Raw genomic sequence first — 15,999 nt, 5'->3', positions numbered from 1 at the left:
CGCCCTGACTTAATCGGGGCGTTTTTTATGCGTATTGGCCACGGCTATGATGTGCACTGTTTTGCTGAAGGCGATTTTATAACCTTGGGCGGCGTGCGGATCCCTCACAAATTTGGCCTGTTGGCCCACTCTGATGGCGACGTGCTGTTGCACGCGCTCAGCGATGCTCTGCTGGGTGCGGCGGCACTGGGCGACATCGGCAAGCACTTTCCGGACACAGATCCGACGTTCAAGGGGGCCGATAGCCGCGTCTTGTTGCGTCATGTCGTAGGTCTGATCCATGCCAAAGGTTGGAAAGTCGGCAATGTCGACAACACCATCATTGCCCAGGCGCCAAAAATGGCGCCGCATATTGAAACGATGCGCGCGCTGATTGCGGCGGATCTAGAGGTTGATTTGGACCAGGTAAACGTTAAAGCCACCACCACCGAAAAGCTCGGCTTTGTCGGTCGTGAAGAAGGCATCGCAGTGCATTCCATCGCGTTGTTGGTTCGCGGATGAACGAGTTTGATCTGCTGGGGCCGTTGGCTTATGGCGAGCCTTTGGGTACTGCGGTGCTCAAGGCCACGGCTGAAGACTTCCAGGTTGATGAAGTGCTGGATATTCCGTTGTCCGGAGACGGCGAGCATCTGTGGCTGTGGGTCGAGAAGCGTGGACTTAATACTGAAGAGGCCGCGCGGCGTATCGCCAAGGCCGCAGGTGTGCCGCTGCGTACAGTCAGTTACGCCGGCTTGAAAGACCGTCAGGCGCTGACCCGTCAATGGTTCAGCGTGCAGTTGCCGGGCAAGGCCGATCCTGACCTGTCTGGCGCTGAAAACGACACGCTTAAAATTCTGAAAAGCACACGCCACAAACGCAAGTTGCAACGTGGCGCCCATGCCGCCAACGGTTTCACCTTGCGTTTGACACAACTGGCCGGGGACAAGGATGCGCTGGCGCAACGTCTTGAACTGATCGCCAAACAGGGCGTACCGAATTATTTCGGTAGCCAGCGTTTCGGCTGGCAGGGCGGTAACCTGGGTGAGGCCCGTGATTATGCTGCGCGCAAGGCTTTGCCTGAGCAGCGCAACGTACGCTCGCGGCTGTTATCCACCGCACGCAGTTATCTGTTCAATCAGGTGCTGGCGGCGCGGGTGGCCGATGGTAGCTGGCAGCGTGCGCAGGTAGGTGATTTGCTGGCCTTTACCGATAGCCGCAGTTTTTTTCCGGCAGGTGAGGCTGAATGCAGCGATCCGCGACTGGCCATTCTCGATCTTCACCCCACTGGCCCGCAGTGGGGTGAGGGGAATTCGCCAACTACCGGCGCTACCCATGAGCTGGAGCAGTCAATTGCAGAGCGTGAAGCGGATTTGCGTGACTGGCTGGTTCGAGCAGGCATGAGCCATGAGCGCCGTATCCTGCGGCTGCCCATTGGCCGGTTGACGTGGCATTATCCGGAACCTGACATTCTGCAACTGGAATTTGTTCTGCCGGCCGGATGCTTCGCTACTGTCCTGGTGCGCGAACTAGTTGATCTGGTGCCTTTGGGTCAAACGGACAGCCTATGCGTATTCTGATTTCAAACGATGATGGGGTCGCGGCCCCGGGTCTGGCCGCGCTTTATGGCGCGCTGGCCGATTATTGCGAGTGCGTGGTAATCGCGCCCGAGCAAGACAAAAGCGGGGCGAGCAGTTCGCTGACGCTGGATCGGCCCTTGCATCCGCACACCCTGGCCAATGGCTTTATCAGCATTAATGGTACGCCTACCGATTGCGTTCACCTGGGCCTTAATGGCTTGCTGGAGCAGCAACCGGACATGGTGGTCTCGGGCATCAACCTGGGTGCCAATCTGGGGGATGATGTGCTGTATTCCGGCACTGTGGCTGCGGCGCTTGAAGGGCGCTTTCTGGATCGCCCTTCGTTCGCGTTTTCTTTTGTGTCACGTCAACTGGACAATTTACCGACGGCGGCCTATTTCGCCCGCAAGCTGATTGAAGCTCATGCGGTGCTGGATTTACCGCCGCGTACGGTCCTCAACGTGAATATTCCTAACCTGCCGCTTGAGAAAATCCGCGGTATTCAACTCACGCGTCTGGGGCATCGTGCCCGTGCTGCTGCCCCGGTACGTGTTGTCGACCCTCGGGGCAAGGCCGGCTATTGGATTGCGGCTGCTGGCGATGCTGAGGACGGAGGTCCGGGAACGGATTTTCATGCCGTGATGCAGGGCTATGTTTCGATCACGCCGCTGCAACTGGACCGTACTTTTGGTGATGGCTTCAAAAGCCTCGGTGTCTGGCTGGAGGGTATGGGCTGATGGGGCGCGAACAGGATGGCCTGATGCATCGCGGCATTGGCATGACCTCCGAGCGCACCCGGGAGCGGCTTATTCAGCGCCTGCGTGAAGAGGGCATCGTTAACCAGAAAGTGCTTGAGGTTATTCGGCGTACGCCTCGGCATCTGTTTGTTGATGAAGCATTGGCGCACCGGGCCTACGAAGACACAGCGCTACCGATAGGCAACAACCAGACCATCTCCCAGCCTTATATGGTGGCCCGCATGAGCGAGTTGCTGCTTGAGGACGGGCCGCTGGACAAGGTGATGGAGATTGGGACCGGCTCGGGCTATCAAACTGCGGTTCTGTCGCAACTGGTTGAACGGATATTTTCGGTAGAGCGGATCAAGGTGCTGCAGGATCGGGCCAAGGAGCGACTGCTTGAGCTCAATTTGCGCAACCTAGTGTTCCGCTGGGGTGATGGTTGGGAAGGCTGGCCTGCGTTGGCGCCTTATAACGGCATCATCGTGACAGCGGTGGCGACCGATGTGCCGCAGGCGTTGCTGGATCAACTGGCTCCCGGGGGGCGTCTGGTGATCCCGGTGGGTTCGGGTGAAGTGCAGCAATTGATGCTGATCGTGCGCGAAGAACACGGCTTTGCCCGTCGCGTGATCGGCAATGTGCGTTTTGTGCCATTGCTCAACGGGCCGTTGGCCTGAGTCTTTGTTTGGCCCTGCTGAATTATAGGGCCGGGCGCAGGTCATACTGCGCAGCGGCAGGGCTCTGCCATTGCCTGATTTTTTATGATTCGGCTTTGCAATCTGTAAGCTGCGTAGCCAGTTATACTTGCGACAAACCATGGCCAGTACTGGCGTTCTAATATTTAGCCATCTTCAAAGGGAGCGGCGGGTGAGTCTCACAGTCATTGCGCAGCGTATGGATATCAAAAGCTATCACAGACTGGTGGTCGGTCTACTACTGAGTGCCACACTAGTTTTGTTGGCAGCGTGCTCCAGCACAACCAAGAACGGCGTGCGTGTGGTTGACCGCAATGGGGTGGCTCAGCGTCCGGCAGTAACCACCGGGCAGTACGTCGTGCGCCGTGGCGACACCTTGTTCTCGATTGCTTTTCGTTACGGCTGGGACTGGAAGGCCCTGGCAGCGAAAAACAACATTGCTGCTCCTTTCACTATTGTCCCAGGTCAAACAATTCGCTTTGACGGGCGTGCCGGAACCTTGCCGGCAAGTGGCACCACAACCACCGTCGTATCGTCTTCTGCAGGCAGCAAGACCACGGTAATCAAGCGTCAGGGCGCAACAGCGGCTGCGCCAGCGCCAGTAGCGGCACTGCCTGCAGGCCCTGCGCCAAAAGGCTGGGGCTGGCCTTCGAATGGCATTTTGATTGGCAAATTTTCTTCAAACGGTAGTTTGAATAAAGGTATTGATATCGCCGGGGATTTGGGACAGCCTGTTTTGGCTGCGTCTGATGGATCAGTTGTTTACGCCGGCAGTGGATTGAGGGGCTACGGCGAATTAATCATCATCAAACACAGTGATACCTACGTCAGTGCATACGGTCACAACCGTAGGCTGTTGGTTCGGGAGGGACAGCAGGTCAAGGTCGGACAGACAATTGCCGAAATGGGGTCAACTGGTACAGACCGGGTGAAACTTCACTTTGAGATTCGCCGCCAAGGTAAACCTGTAGATCCACTGCAATTCCTTCCACGACGTTGATCGGTTACCAGCCTGTTCCTGATGTAGTTAAGGAACAGGCTCCAGCGTTGCCAAGGATATAGGCGATGCTTGAGCTTGAGGTCGAACTCACCAAAGGACTACAACAATGGCTCTCAGTAAAGAAGCGCCGGGGTTTGACATCGACGATGAGGTGCTCCTTATGGACTCCGGCATCGACAGAGAATTGATGTCAGAAGAAGACGACACCACCCCTACACCCCGGACCAAGTCCAAAAAAGCGACCGCTACAAAACAGCACAAGTACATTGACTACACCCGGGCGCTCGATGCGACCCAGCTGTACCTCAATGAAATTGGCTTTTCCCCGTTACTTTCCCCTGCAGAAGAAGTTCACTTCGCGCGCCTTTCGCAAAGCGGAGATCCGGCCGGCCGCAAGCGCATGATTGAAAGTAACTTGCGACTGGTGGTGAAAATCGCCCGCCGCTACGTCAATCGTGGGCTATCGCTGCTGGATCTGATTGAAGAGGGCAACCTGGGGCTGATTCGGGCAGTCGAAAAGTTTGACCCCGAACGCGGATTCCGCTTCTCGACATACGCCACCTGGTGGATCCGCCAAACGATTGAACGGGCGATCATGAACCAGACCCGCACAATCCGTTTGCCGATCCATGTCGTTAAAGAGCTCAATGTCTACTTGCGAGCCGCGCGGGAACTTACGCAAAAGCTCGATCACGAACCTTCCCCTGAAGAAATCGCCAATCTGCTCGAAAAACCCGTCTCGGAGGTCAAGCGCATGCTTGGGCTGAATGAGCGGGTGTCCTCGGTAGATGTTTCTCTTGGCCCTGACTCTGATAAAACCCTGCTCGATACCCTGACAGATGATCGACCTACAGATCCTTGCGAGCTGCTTCAGGACGATGACTTGTCGCAAAGTATTGACCAGTGGCTGTCTGAACTTACAGACAAGCAGCGCGAGGTGGTAATTCGCCGGTTCGGGCTGCGTGGTCATGAAAGCAGCACTCTTGAAGACGTTGGCCTGGAAATTGGCCTGACGCGCGAACGTGTTCGGCAGATTCAAGTAGAGGGGCTCAAGCGTCTGCGAGAAATCCTTGAACGCAACGGTTTGTCCAGTGAGTCGTTGTTTCAATAACAGGCGTCCTGATAGCTAAAAAACCCCGAATTATTCGGGGTTTTTTTATGCACGCACAATCTGGATCAATGCCCGCCCGAGGGGGTTTTTATGTACGCGCGGGCTACGGGTTATTTTCAAATGTGCAATCAGGGACCGTGCGGAAGTTTATCTGTCATGGGCTGTAAGCCTTTGCTTACTTTTTATGTAAGCCAAGTGCGGAAAGAGACTTGCAGATAGTCTTTTCGTTACTTGAAAATATTTTAACTTGTTGAATTTAAAAGGTTTTTTACTTTTTTATAAACTGATCTGCAATAACAAATCCTAACTGATGTGCTTGCAGCCATTTTTAAAGGCTTTAGTATCTCAACTGTGTCGACGGATCGACACAGCGCTCAAGGATGAACGCTGAAGGACATCGCAGGACGCGATTCATCAGGATGATGAAAGGGATAAAAGGGAATAGGGAAAAAATGTGGGCGGGTCAAACCGCCCCTTTTTTTTGCCTTGAAAAAAGTGTTCGCCGTTGCAGCCATGTTGACGGACCGTTCACCCGAATAAAATGCAAAACGCCCAAGGCCATGGCCTTGGGCGTTTTTCGTAGCAGGTGTGAAACCTGTTCAGGATGAACCCGTTCCCGCTCTGCGATTACAGCGTTGGATAGTCGATATAGCCGACAGGGCCTTTGGCATAGAAGGTCTCTGGATGCGCTTCGTTGAGCGGTGCATCGGCCTTCAGGCGTGCTGGCAGGTCTGGGTTGGCAATGAATGGCACACCGAATGCGACAGCATCGGCTTTACCCGCTGCGATCCAGGCATTGGCGCTGTCTTTTGTGAAGCGCTCATTGACGATGTACGGGCCGCCAAAGGCTGCCTTGAGCTGCGGGCCGAGGCTGTCTGCCGCTTCATGCTCGCGGGCACAGATATAGGCGATGCCGCGCTTGCCGAGTTCACGGGCTACATAACCAAAGGTTTCAGCCAGATTCTCATCACCCATGTCATGCAGGTCGGCACGTGGCGACAAATGCACGCCAACGCGGCCCGCGCCCCAGATATCAATGGCGGCATCGGTGACTTCCAGCAACAGACGAGCGCGGTTCTCGACTGAACCTCCGTATTGGTCTGTGCGTTTGTTGGTGCTGCTTTGCAGGAACTGATCGAGCAAGTAACCATTGGCGCCATGGATTTCTACGCCGTCAAAACCTGCGGCCTTGGCGTTCTCGGCACCGGTGCGGTAAGCCTCGACAATGTCTGCAATCTCGGCGGTTTCCAGTGCGCGTGGCGTCGGGAAATCAACCATCGGGCGCACCAGGCTTACATGGCCTTTAGCTGCAATGGCGCTTGGTGCAACAGGGGCTTCCCCATTCAAATAGATCCCGTGGGAGATCCGGCCAACGTGCCACAACTGCAGCGCGATACGGCCACCGGCCGCGTGTACCGCCTTGGTGATGTTGGTCCAGCCTCGGACCTGGTCGGCAGACCAGATGCCAGGGGTGTCAGGGTAGCCAACGCCCATTGGCGTTACCGAAGTGGCTTCGCTCAGGATCAGGCCTGCTGACGCGCGCTGAACGTAATACTCAGCCATCAGTGCGTTTGGAACCCGCCCTTCATCGGCGCGGCAGCGGGTGAGGGGGGCCATGATGATGCGGTTAGGCAGTTCAAGGTCGCCCAGCTTGATCGGATCGAAAATCGTGGTCATTTATGCAGCCCTCGCAAGGATTAGTGTGTGGTAGCAGCCAGCTCGGAATTACCGTTCTGGCGAAAAGTAATCAGGGTGACCAGCAGCGCCAACACGGCTAAAGCCGCGGCAGCGAGTGGCACGCTGGTGAGGCCGAAGCCGTGGGCAATCACGCTGCCGCCAACCCAGGCACCCAGCGCGTTACCGATGTTGAACGCACCGATGTTCAGCGTGGACACCAGATTGGGGGCGGCCTTGCCGAAGGTCACAACGTTCACTTGCAGCGCGGGTACGGCGGCAAACGAAGCGGTGGCCCACAGGAACAATGTGATCTCGGTCGGAATCAGGGCGACGCTGGTCCAGCTCAGTACGGTCGAAATAACTGCCATTGAGATGAATACGCCGATCAATGTGGCAGCCAGGCGCTTGTCGGCCAGCTTGCCGCCGATGATGTTGCCCACCGTCAGGCCCAGGCCGATCAACAGCAGGGTCCAGGTCACGCCTTTGGGCGAGACACCGGTGACATCACCCAGTAACGGCGCGACGTAAGTGAACAGGGTGAACATCGACGCGGAAAACAGCGCCGTCATGCTTAACGAGAGCCAGATCCCGGCCCCCTTGAGTGCGGCCAGTTCGGCACGCATGTCGAGTTTCTCTTCATCGCGCCTGGCGGGAAGAAAGCGGATCAGGCCAATCAGCGCTACTACGCCAATCACGGTTACTGCGAAAAACGTCGAACGCCATCCTGCTGCCTGGCCGAGGGCGGTCCCCAAGGGCACGCCCAGCACGTTTGCCAGGGTCAGGCCGGTGAACATCAGTGCCACTGCCGACGCGCGTTTGTTGGCAGGCACCAGGCCTGCAGCCACGACCGAACCAATACCAAAGAACGCGCCGTGGCACAGGGCCGTTACCACACGGGCAAACATCAGCACGTTGTAATCACTGGCCAGTGCACAGAGCAGGTTACCGATGATGAATATCACCATCAGTGCTACCAGCGCGGCCTTGCGCGGCAATTTGGCGGTGGCCAGTGCCATGAACGGGGCCCCGATAGCTACACCCAGGGCATAACCGGTCACGAGCCAGCCTGCTCCCGGGATCGAAACCCCAAGGTCCGCGGCGACATCGGGCAACAACCCCATGATCACGAACTCTGTGGTCCCGATGGCGAAAGCGCTGAGCGCCAGAATGAGTAGCGAGAGAGGCATTGGAAATCCTTGTTAAAGCTCTTGGTTCATTGTCGCGAGGAAAGCCTTGATGGTTTCCTCATTACGTTTGAAAAAGTGCCACTGGCCAACCTTCTGGCTAGTGATCAGACCGGCGCGTTGCAGGGTGGCGAGATGGGCAGAGACAGTGGATTGCGACAGGCCGAAACGTTGGTCGAACTGCCCGGCGCAGACGCCGTGTTCGGTGCTGTGATGCTGGTCGGGGAACTCCACTTGCGCGTTTTTAAGCAGGCAAATGATTTCTCGGCGTACTGGGTGTGCCAGCGCTTTTATTATTTCGTCGAGGTCGATCGGCATGATGGCGGTGCTCATTGAGATGCAGCGTTATATCGCGATAAGGCGAACTTTAAATCGTTATATCGCGATATACAAATATGATTTTGTTCTGGCATCAGATTAAATCGATATATCGGGTTATAACGATATTGGTGTGGCAGTGGTAAACTGCCGGGCATGAATTATCTCGCACATCTGCACCTTGGCGGCCAGCGTCCTGAAGAATTACTCGGAAGCCTGTACGGCGACTTTGTCAAAGGACGGCTGCAAGGTGAGTACAGTCCACAAATCGAAGCTGCGATCCAACTGCATCGCAGCATTGATGTGTTTACCGATGCACACCCCTTGGTCGACCGGTCGCTGTCGCGTTTCAGCCAGACTCGCAGGCGCTATGCCGGCATTGTGCTTGACGTTTTTTTCGACCATTGCCTGGCCCGGGACTGGGCACAGTACGGCGAAGGCCCCCTGGATCGCTTTACCTCGGGTTTCTACCGAGTGCTGGTGGCGCAGCCGCAATTGCCCAGGCGTCTGGCCGCCATCGCCCCACACATGGCCGCGCATGACTGGCTGGGGTCGTATCGCGACTTTTCGGTGTTGGAGCAGGTATTCAAAGGCATTGCGCGACGTCTATCACGGCCCGAAGAGTTGGCCGGGGCGATGGCGGACCTCAATGCTCTTTATGAACCCTTGAGTGAAGACTTTCGGGCGTTTTATCCGCAGCTGCAGAGTTTTGCTGCGCAGCAGCGGTCAGTGTCGTCTTGATCGCCCGGGTTTAAACCTCCGGCACGCACGCCCCGTCGAGAACAGGCCCGCTGCCGCACAGAGGGCGGGTCACCACTCCCCGTATCGCCTCCTGCGCTCTAAAAGCCAGCACCGCACGTTCCTGCTGGTGACAGGCAATGGGCTCAAGCAGGTGAATCTCGACATCGGCCTGATCATGGCGAAACAAACGCAACAAATGGGACAACAAATCATCATCGCCAATAAACGGTGCAATCGTATCGGCCTCACCATCGCGTAAATAGCGAATGGCTACTGGCTGCAGCGGCACTCGACTGTCAATGGCTGCCGACAGCAAGCGTCCATGAAAGGTACGTACGGAGCGTCCATCGGTGGTGGTGCCTTCGGGAAACATCAGCAAGGGCAGCTGTTGTTGCAAATGCTGGCTCATTTGCTGGCGAATCAGCTGGCTGTCGCCCGCCCCCCGACGAATGAACAGGCTGCCGGCCTTGGCCGCCAGCCAGCCTGCCACTGGCCAGCCGCGGACTTCGGCCTTGGACAGGAAAGACAGCGGCGTCAGCTGCCCGAGCAGGGCAATGTCAGTCCATGACACGTGGTTGCTGACCCACAGCATTGGCACTGTCGGCACTTCACCGAGCACCTTGATGCGAAAGGGCAGGGCATCACACAGCCGGGTCATAAAAAACTGCGACCAGCGTTGTCGACGGGCCATCGTACCGTCGAGGTGCAACCGCTCCATCAGCCCGAACAGACTCGCCATGCCCAAGCCCAGGCCGACCACGGCGAGAACCCGTGCCACACGCCCATATTGGCGCAGGCGATTCATTACATCGCCGCCTTGAAGTGACGGGCATAACGCGGGCACAACTCGTCACGCTTGAGCAGGATAAAAACATCGGCTACCTGAAAGTCCTCATCCCAGCACGGCTCGCCACAGATCTTGGCGCCCAGGCGCATGTAAGCCTTGAGCAACGGCGGCATTTCGGTGATGACATTGGCTGGAATATCCAGAGCCGGTAGCGGCTTTTTGGGCTCTGCGCGCACGTGCTCGGTGCTCAGATAGCGTTCGCGCAAACGCTGCATGATCGCCTGGGCCTGGATGCCGCCGTCGTGCATCGGAATGCTCGCGCACCCCATGAGGTAGTGGTAGTCACCCCGGTTCAGAGCCTCGGCCAACTCACCCCAGAGCACGGCGATGGTGCCGCCATTGCGGTAGGCCGGGTCGACACAGGTGCGGCCTATCTCCAGCACGGGCCCTTGCAGGTGTGCCAGCCCGTGAAGGCTGAATTCTTCTTCGCTGTAGAAACGGCCGATGCTGAGTGCAGCGTAATGATCGAGCAGGCGGGTCGTGGCTACCAGTTGGCCGCTGTTGAGGTCACGAACGCCGATATGTTCGCAATGAGCGTCGTAATCATCTTCATCCAGTTCACGTTCTGCACTCTTGAGCGTTGCTTTCAATTCGCCGCTAAAAACACGAAAACGCAGGGCTTGAGCTTCACGCAAGGCGCCGGGGCCGGTCAGGCGCTCTGCCTTAAGGCGTCGTTCTTGAACGGTGTCGCGGATACGGGCGATCTGGGACATTGCGAATCTCCGTGCAGGCACTGCGCCTGCCTTGGTTTTCTGCCAATCGACTGAGGTGTGCAACTTCAGGCTAGGCAGGTGCAATGTCATCACCATGACGTTTGGATGATGCTTGTATGACAGGCTTTATGCCGGTGTGGTCCGGTGGAACTGCAAGCCGGGATCGGCGTCCTACTTCAGTGTGAAAAAATTCCGCCACAGCGCTTGCATGTACCCGGACTCGGGGTAATGTTCGTCCACGTTTATCTGCCTATGAGTTTTTATGTTCAAAGCGTTTTTATCTTCTGTCTGCGCCCTGTTGCTGACGTTCGGCGTGAGCCTGTCTGCCCAGGCCAACTGGTACCTGGACGGTGAGTCTTCAAGGCTGTCATTTATCACCACGCAAAATGCCAATGTCGCCAACGTGCATCGTTTTTTAGTGCTGCACGGCAAAGTCGACCGTAAGGGCCACGCGCAACTGCGCATCGAAATGGACTCGGTCAACAGTGCGGTGCCGTTGCGCGATGAGCGCATGCGTGACCTGTTGTTCGATTTCAAAAACTTCCCGGAAGCGCAAATCACCGCGCAGATAGATCTGCAGCCCATCAATGACCTTGCCAGCGGTGCGCAGCTGGAACTGCACTTGCCGGTCACGGTCAGCTTGCGTGGCAAACAGCACACCTACGAGGCCGAACTTCTGGCAACGCGTCTTGATGAACGACGCTTTCAAGTCGTCACGCTTGAACCGCTGATGCTGCAAGCCGAAGACTTTGGCTTGCAGCCGCAACTTGAAACACTGCGTAAATTGGCCGGCTTGTCGGCTATCAGCTTTTCAGTACCGGTGGGTGCGGTGCTGATTTTCACGGCCCGCTGATATGGCCGGCGCAGTGTTTCCATGGCGCAGCGCCAATCAATTCGAGTTGCTGATTGACGGGCCGCAATTTTTCCCTCGCATGCTGGCGGCTATCGACCAGGCGCAAGAACATGTCGATCTGGAACTGTATCTGGTTGAGGCCGGCGACTGTGCCGAAGCCATTGTGCAGGCCCTGGAACAGGCGGCCTGGCGCGAAGTGCGAGTGCGTTGTCTGTTTGACGGATACGGCAGCCTGGCGTTTACCACGGGCTTGCGGCGCAGACTGACCGATGCCGGGGTCGAACTCAGGTTCTACAACCGGTTGAGCTGGCGCCGGGGGCTGAATAACCTTTATCGCGATCATCGCAAGCTATTGCTGGTGGATCATCAATTGGCCGTGGTCGGTGGCACCGGGGTGACCGATGAGTTTTGGCAGCCCGGCCAAAACACCTGCGACTGGCATGAAGTCATGGTCGCCATCGAAGGTCCGTTGGTGCAGGACTGGCAGATGCTGTTTGATCGCCAGTGGCGCGCCAATATCAGCCGTAAGGCCTGGAAACCGGCGACGCACTTCGGCTTGCCGCGTCTGCCGCGGGTCCCCGATGAAGGTGACGGTATGGGGCGCGTGGCATATGCCGACGCCCATCAACACCGCGATATTCTGCAATCGCTGGTGCGTGCGATTAACAGTGCGCAACATCGCATCTGGCTGGCCACGCCTTATTTCCTGCCCACCTGGAGCGTTCGGCGTTCGTTGCGTCGTGCGGCGAGCAGGGGGGTCGATGTGCGCTTGTTGCTGACAGGGCCGCGCACCGATCATCCCTCCGTACGCTATGCCGGGCATCGTTACTACCCGCGGCTACTCAAGTCCGGGGTGCAGATATTTGAATATCAGCCGTGCTTTTTGCATCTGAAAATGGTCCTGATCGACGATTGGGTGAGTATTGGCTCGTGCAACTTCGATCACTGGAATTTGCGCTTCAACCTTGAAGCCAATCTGGAAGCGCTGGACCCCGCGTTGACTCAGGCAGTGGCCACCAGTTTTGTCACCGACTTTGCCCAGAGCCTGCCCATCAGCCTGCAGGCCTGGCAGTCGCGGCCTTTATGGCGGCGCGTCAAACAGCGGATCTGGGGCTGGGTTGACCGTCTGGTGGTCAACGTTCTGGGGCGTCGTCACTAGCCCCAGGTTTTCTTGTAAAACCCTTCTTGAGCGTTTTGTTGAGCGCTGTGCAGAATTTTCCCGGCCGCTCGGTTACAGAGCGTTGCGGAACGTGCAAAATCGAGCCACTTCACGGGCCAATGGACAGCGTGAGGCACGATTTTTCTGGAGCGTTTTGCATGACACCTTCGTTGTTACTGGCGGTACTGGCTTCTGGCTTTATCTATGGCATCACCCCGGGCCCCGGGGTGCTGGCTGTTTTTGGTATTGGTGCTGCCCGTGGTCGACGTGCCGGGGCCGGATTTCTATGCGGTCATTTGCTGGGCGATGTGATCTGGTGCAGTACCGCGCTGATTGCCATTGTCGGCGCGCGCGAGTTTGGCAGTACCGCATTCAATGTCCTGGGCTTGCTCAGCGGCCTTTACCTGTTCTGGTTGGGGCTGCGTGCGGTGCGTGCCCGGCGCGGCAACGTGGCGCAACAAGGTCCTGCGCGCCAGCCTTTTGCACACGGGATTCTGTTCGGCCTCACCAACCCCAAGGCCTACCCCGTTGCGGTGGCAACCTTCACAGCATTGCTTTCCAGCCGCGCAGAACTGCTGACCTGGGCAATGCTGCCGTGGCTGATCGTATTGAGCTTTGTGGGGGGCGCAGCGGCTTATGTGATTCTGATTGGCGTTGTCGGCGCCGGGCACGTGCGGGCGCTATACCAACGCCATGAACTGCTGATCACCCGCCTGTGCGGCGTGATGTTCATCGGTTTTGCCATCAGTGCCCTGATGCATGCCCTGCCGGGGTTGCTGGCAAGTATCCGCTGAGGGGGCCGCTGGCAAGGCCGCCGCTATTGATAGCGCCGGAGTGGCCGACAACCGCAGGCGAAGGCAAGTGACTCACCCTTCGCCCTGGTTGAATACTCAGGCCCGGACCAGATCGCTGTCAGGGGCGCCGGCTGTTTCCTTGCGCACTACACGGTACAAGAGGCTGCAAACCATGAAGCCAATGACGGCAAACAGGCTCATCAGGCTGAACACATAGTTGTAGCCTTGCTGGCCCGGAAAGTGGTCCAGGATCGAACCGTAAATCACGTAGGCAAACATGCCGGGCGCATAGCCGATCAGGCAGGAAATTCCGAAGGCCGAGCCGGTGATGCGCTGAGGAATCCCCACCTCGCTCATGGGAGCCCAGAACACGCCGCGCATGGTGAAAACAATCAGCGCGAACGAGAGGGTGGCGGCCATGCCGATATAGATGAAGTGTTCGCCTTTGGGCACTAGCAACACCGCGGCCATGGCGGGAATCAGGGCCAGGAACGCCCATTTCAGATAGCGCGACGGGCTCTTGAAATACTTGTCTGCCATGAAGCCGCCCGCCGGCCCGCCCAGAATCTTGAGGAAGTATTGGTTGATGATGCCGTAGGCACCGACCAGTGCCACGGGCAGTTCGTAGATATCCTTTAAGTAGGGAATGAAATAGGTCAGGCCGCAGTAGACGATATAGACCATGAACACGTTGAAGCTGACCAGCCAGATCCCCGGAATCCGAATGGCTTCAAGCAATCCGGACATACCCGACAGGCTGTCCTCTTTCTTGGGGGCGGGGGCTGTTTTGCTGTCTCGCAGCAGGAACCAGGTGATGATCCCGGCAAGGATATCGACCAGAGAATAGAAGACGATGGCCGATTTCAGGCCTGCTTCGCCCGAGCCCATGGCAACGAACACCCCCAGGGCTGAAAACGCCACGAGTGTATCGACGATGCCCCTGCCACCCTCCAGAAAACCGAACATGCGACCTTGTTCGCCTTCCTCGCCAAGATTGCGCACAGCCTTGAGCAGGGCAGGCCAATAGATACAGTCAGCGCAGACTGCCAGCAGGCAGAACACGATCAGCATCTTGTCGAAGCCGGGAAAGGTGGCTAGGTAAAGTCCCAGACTGCCAGTCCCGATCAACCCCAGGGGAATCAGTTTACGTGTGGCAAAGCGGTCCGCCAGATAACCGCCGACCACGAATAACGCTGTGGCGATGATAGCGTTGGCACTCAGTAACGTGCCCAGTTGGGTATGGCTCAGCCCCATGTATTGCTGGATGGGAACGTAAAAAGCATCTTTCAGGCTGGCGAGTTTATAGATGGTTCCGCCGCCAAGAATGAGGACGAGGAAACGCAGCCATTTGGCTTTTGTCTGTGCGGTCATTTTTGTTTTCCACAGAAAGTAACGTGACGTTTTGGCGAGTGTGGTGAGGGGTCAGGCACAGACCGGCGTATCCGCCAGTGTCAGTTGTGCCAGAACCTTCAGCTCACCGAGCAGGCCGCGCACATAGCGAATCTGGTTGTTTGCCCACTGGTGCTCTGCAGCCATCATGCGTTCGGCGCAAAACCCCGGCGGCATTGCCGTTTCACTCATTTGCCGGTACTCGATGAAAGGGTCTTGTGTCTCATCCGACTGGCGGAAGGCGGGGGCGGCGTAGTGATTTTCCTGCTCAAGAATAAAAGCGATAACCTGCGGCTCCTGCTCGCCGAGCATCAGCAGCTCGAACATCATGCGTGCACTTGGGAGGTGATCTTCGGCACCCCCTTGCAGCACCCCGTAATGGCCGAAACCATTTTTCTCGGGCACCACGCGTACCCCTTTCATGTGCACCTGGCGGATGTGCGCAGACAACTGCTTCAGGGCCGTCAAGGGTTGCTCGCAGGCATTGATCATATTGCCGAAGTCGAACAACGCGTGCAGGCGGGGGTGATCCAGGCGGCTGAGCAACTGGGCGATTTCATGGCTTTTTAACTCTTCATGCTGCTCAAAGTCGAAGAACAGATCGTGCAGGTCTGCCTGTTGCGCCAGATAGCGCAGATCCTCCTCGATCAGTGCCATTACCCGTGACAGATGACCTTCATAACGCGCATAGACCCGGATGTTGCGAGTGCCGATAGCCTTGGCGATGGCGACAACCTGATCCACATCTTCTTTGCGGGTGCTGCTGATCTCCAGATGTATGTCCAGGCCCAGCGTTGCTGCCTTATGGGAAAACTCCTGAAGCTGCTGCGGGTTCATGTTACTCAGGCTGTTGGCCTCGCCATCCAGCAGATGCAGGCTCAGGCCTTGCAACTCATGGCGCCAGGCGAAGTCCAGCAGTTCAGCGGGCTTGACCCGACCGTGGGTCAGGTTGGTCAGCAAGGGATAGGCATGGGCGAACAGACGCATGCGCTCCAGGCGATCGATAAGCTTGCTGGCCAGTTGCGCAGTCAACAGTGGAGGCGGGCAGTCGCTGCGGCTGTTGTGGCTTAGCAGGGAGTTGAAGCGTGCTTGTATACAGTTCATTAGAATTATTCCTGGTACAGGCACCGAATCGGTCGGTAAGGCCTTTATCGCACCAGAGTGGTTCTACCAATAGAGCCATTATTTTTTAATTGTTATGACCACTTTCAGCCTCTGTTTCACC

The 15,999-nt window shown here is 57.1% G+C and carries 17 protein-coding genes; 10 read left to right on the top strand and 7 right to left on the bottom strand.

Translation table 11 applies throughout. The features are described 5' to 3' along the window. The first annotated feature begins 27 nt into the window (after positions 1 to 27). The 6 genes from ispF to rpoS all read left to right on the top strand — a co-directional run bounded on the left by ispF (position 28) and on the right by rpoS (position 5,099). On the top strand, positions 28 to 501 hold the full coding sequence (gene ispF, locus ACP7BO_RS06755) for a 2-C-methyl-D-erythritol 2,4-cyclodiphosphate synthase (RefSeq protein WP_060694700.1): 474 nt from the start codon (positions 28 to 30) through the stop codon (positions 499 to 501). Further along, a complete protein-coding gene (truD, locus tag ACP7BO_RS06750; protein ID WP_397454592.1) occupies positions 498 to 1,556 on the top strand; it encodes a tRNA pseudouridine(13) synthase TruD in 1,059 nt (352 codons plus the stop codon). The genes ispF and truD overlap by 4 nt, the downstream gene beginning before the upstream one ends. After that, positions 1,544 to 2,293 (top strand): 5'/3'-nucleotidase SurE, encoded by a 750-nt coding sequence (gene surE / locus ACP7BO_RS06745; RefSeq protein WP_426209247.1) that lies wholly within the window; start codon positions 1,544 to 1,546, stop codon positions 2,291 to 2,293. Before truD ends, surE begins: the two co-directional genes overlap by 13 nt. 41 nt (positions 2,294 to 2,334) lie before the next feature. Beyond that, positions 2,335 to 2,970 (top strand): protein-L-isoaspartate(D-aspartate) O-methyltransferase, encoded by a 636-nt coding sequence (locus ACP7BO_RS06740; protein ID WP_167344891.1) that lies wholly within the window; start codon positions 2,335 to 2,337, stop codon positions 2,968 to 2,970. A gap of 190 nt (positions 2,971 to 3,160) precedes the next feature. Further along, positions 3,161 to 3,988 carry a peptidoglycan DD-metalloendopeptidase family protein gene (locus ACP7BO_RS06735; protein WP_397454590.1) on the top strand — a complete coding sequence of 276 codons (828 nt, stop codon included), beginning with the start codon at positions 3,161 to 3,163 and terminating at the stop codon, positions 3,986 to 3,988. A gap of 187 nt (positions 3,989 to 4,175) precedes the next feature. After that, positions 4,176 to 5,099, top strand: a complete 924-nt coding sequence (gene rpoS / locus ACP7BO_RS06730) for an RNA polymerase sigma factor RpoS (RefSeq protein ID WP_397457302.1) — start codon at positions 4,176 to 4,178, stop codon at positions 5,097 to 5,099. Between the two features lie 627 nt (positions 5,100 to 5,726). Here the strand turns inward: rpoS and ACP7BO_RS06725 are convergent. From ACP7BO_RS06725 to ACP7BO_RS06715, 3 genes are read right to left on the bottom strand one after another with little or no spacing between them, the layout of a single operon-like run. Next, entirely contained in the window at positions 5,727 to 6,776 is a 1,050-nt protein-coding gene (locus ACP7BO_RS06725) for an alkene reductase (protein ID WP_426209245.1), read from the bottom strand. Positions 6,777 to 6,796: 20 nt separating this feature from the next. Then, positions 6,797 to 7,963 (bottom strand): MFS transporter, encoded by a 1,167-nt coding sequence (locus tag ACP7BO_RS06720; protein ID WP_397454586.1) that lies wholly within the window; start codon positions 7,961 to 7,963, stop codon positions 6,797 to 6,799. Positions 7,964 to 7,975: 12 nt separating this feature from the next. Then, positions 7,976 to 8,278, bottom strand: coding sequence for an ArsR/SmtB family transcription factor (locus tag ACP7BO_RS06715; RefSeq protein WP_060694684.1), 303 nt, complete (start codon positions 8,276 to 8,278; stop codon positions 7,976 to 7,978). 156 nt (positions 8,279 to 8,434) lie between these two features. Here ACP7BO_RS06715 and ACP7BO_RS06710 point away from each other — a divergent pair, with 156 nt between their 5' ends. Beyond that, positions 8,435 to 9,019, top strand: a complete 585-nt coding sequence (locus tag ACP7BO_RS06710; protein ID WP_060694682.1) for an ACP phosphodiesterase — start codon at positions 8,435 to 8,437, stop codon at positions 9,017 to 9,019. A gap of 10 nt (positions 9,020 to 9,029) precedes the next feature. On the opposite strand, the gene ACP7BO_RS06705 is transcribed toward ACP7BO_RS06710, so the two are convergent. Beyond that, on the bottom strand, positions 9,030 to 9,824 hold the full coding sequence (locus ACP7BO_RS06705; RefSeq protein WP_426209243.1) for a lysophospholipid acyltransferase family protein: 795 nt from the start codon (positions 9,822 to 9,824) through the stop codon (positions 9,030 to 9,032). Then, complete coding sequence (olsB, locus tag ACP7BO_RS06700; RefSeq protein WP_397454584.1) at positions 9,824 to 10,579, bottom strand: L-ornithine N(alpha)-acyltransferase; 756 nt, start codon at positions 10,577 to 10,579, stop codon at positions 9,824 to 9,826. Before olsB ends, ACP7BO_RS06705 begins: the two co-directional genes overlap by 1 nt. A gap of 262 nt (positions 10,580 to 10,841) precedes the next feature. Between olsB and ACP7BO_RS06695 the strand changes: the two genes are divergently transcribed. The 3 genes from ACP7BO_RS06695 (at position 10,842) to ACP7BO_RS06685 (ending at position 13,385) form a co-directional block, all read left to right on the top strand. After that, positions 10,842 to 11,432, top strand: a complete 591-nt coding sequence (locus ACP7BO_RS06695; RefSeq protein ID WP_397454583.1) for a YceI family protein — start codon at positions 10,842 to 10,844, stop codon at positions 11,430 to 11,432. 1 nt (position 11,433) lies between these two features. Then, positions 11,434 to 12,591, top strand: coding sequence for a phospholipase D-like domain-containing protein (locus ACP7BO_RS06690; RefSeq protein ID WP_426209240.1), 1,158 nt, complete (start codon positions 11,434 to 11,436; stop codon positions 12,589 to 12,591). 158 nt (positions 12,592 to 12,749) lie between these two features. Further along, positions 12,750 to 13,385 (top strand): LysE family translocator, encoded by a 636-nt coding sequence (locus ACP7BO_RS06685; protein ID WP_426209238.1) that lies wholly within the window; start codon positions 12,750 to 12,752, stop codon positions 13,383 to 13,385. A gap of 96 nt (positions 13,386 to 13,481) precedes the next feature. Here the strand turns inward: ACP7BO_RS06685 and ACP7BO_RS06680 are convergent, their stop codons facing one another. Beyond that, positions 13,482 to 14,756 (bottom strand): MFS transporter, encoded by a 1,275-nt coding sequence (locus tag ACP7BO_RS06680; protein ID WP_426209236.1) that lies wholly within the window; start codon positions 14,754 to 14,756, stop codon positions 13,482 to 13,484. 51 nt (positions 14,757 to 14,807) lie between these two features. Continuing rightward, positions 14,808 to 15,878 carry a sugar phosphate isomerase/epimerase family protein gene (locus tag ACP7BO_RS06675; protein ID WP_426209234.1) on the bottom strand — a complete coding sequence of 357 codons (1,071 nt, stop codon included), beginning with the start codon at positions 15,876 to 15,878 and terminating at the stop codon, positions 14,808 to 14,810. Between the last annotated feature and the right edge of the window lie 121 nt (positions 15,879 to 15,999).

This window comes from Pseudomonas sp. TWR2-1-1, assembly GCF_049897045.1.
In the GTDB taxonomy this organism is placed as follows: domain Bacteria; phylum Pseudomonadota; class Gammaproteobacteria; order Pseudomonadales; family Pseudomonadaceae; genus Aquipseudomonas; species Aquipseudomonas versuta.
The sequence above is the reverse complement of the archived record's forward strand: the minus strand, read 5'-3'. Positions and strand labels throughout refer to the sequence as shown.

Coding starts and splice junctions, on each gene's coding strand:
- ACP7BO_RS06720 (WP_397454586.1), bottom strand. CDS start 7,963: ATGCCTCTCTCGCTACTCATTCTGGCGCTCAGCGCTTTCGCCATCGGG.
- ACP7BO_RS06740 (WP_167344891.1), top strand. CDS start 2,335: ATGACCTCCGAGCGCACCCGGGAGCGGCTTATTCAGCGCCTGCGTGAA.
- ACP7BO_RS06705 (WP_426209243.1), bottom strand. CDS start 9,824: ATGAATCGCCTGCGCCAATATGGGCGTGTGGCACGGGTTCTCGCCGTG.
- ACP7BO_RS06680 (WP_426209236.1), bottom strand. CDS start 14,756: ATGACCGCACAGACAAAAGCCAAATGGCTGCGTTTCCTCGTCCTCATT.
- olsB (WP_397454584.1), bottom strand. CDS start 10,579: ATGTCCCAGATCGCCCGTATCCGCGACACCGTTCAAGAACGACGCCTT.
- truD (WP_397454592.1), top strand. CDS start 498: ATGAACGAGTTTGATCTGCTGGGGCCGTTGGCTTATGGCGAGCCTTTG.
- surE (WP_426209247.1), top strand. CDS start 1,544: ATGCGTATTCTGATTTCAAACGATGATGGGGTCGCGGCCCCGGGTCTG.
- ACP7BO_RS06675 (WP_426209234.1), bottom strand. CDS start 15,878: ATGAACTGTATACAAGCACGCTTCAACTCCCTGCTAAGCCACAACAGC.
- ACP7BO_RS06710 (WP_060694682.1), top strand. CDS start 8,435: ATGAATTATCTCGCACATCTGCACCTTGGCGGCCAGCGTCCTGAAGAA.
- ACP7BO_RS06695 (WP_397454583.1), top strand. CDS start 10,842: ATGTTCAAAGCGTTTTTATCTTCTGTCTGCGCCCTGTTGCTGACGTTC.
- ACP7BO_RS06685 (WP_426209238.1), top strand. CDS start 12,750: ATGACACCTTCGTTGTTACTGGCGGTACTGGCTTCTGGCTTTATCTAT.
- ACP7BO_RS06725 (WP_426209245.1), bottom strand. CDS start 6,776: ATGACCACGATTTTCGATCCGATCAAGCTGGGCGACCTTGAACTGCCT.
- ACP7BO_RS06690 (WP_426209240.1), top strand. CDS start 11,434: ATGGCCGGCGCAGTGTTTCCATGGCGCAGCGCCAATCAATTCGAGTTG.
- rpoS (WP_397457302.1), top strand. CDS start 4,176: ATGTCAGAAGAAGACGACACCACCCCTACACCCCGGACCAAGTCCAAA.
- ispF (WP_060694700.1), top strand. CDS start 28: ATGCGTATTGGCCACGGCTATGATGTGCACTGTTTTGCTGAAGGCGAT.
- ACP7BO_RS06715 (WP_060694684.1), bottom strand. CDS start 8,278: ATGCCGATCGACCTCGACGAAATAATAAAAGCGCTGGCACACCCAGTA.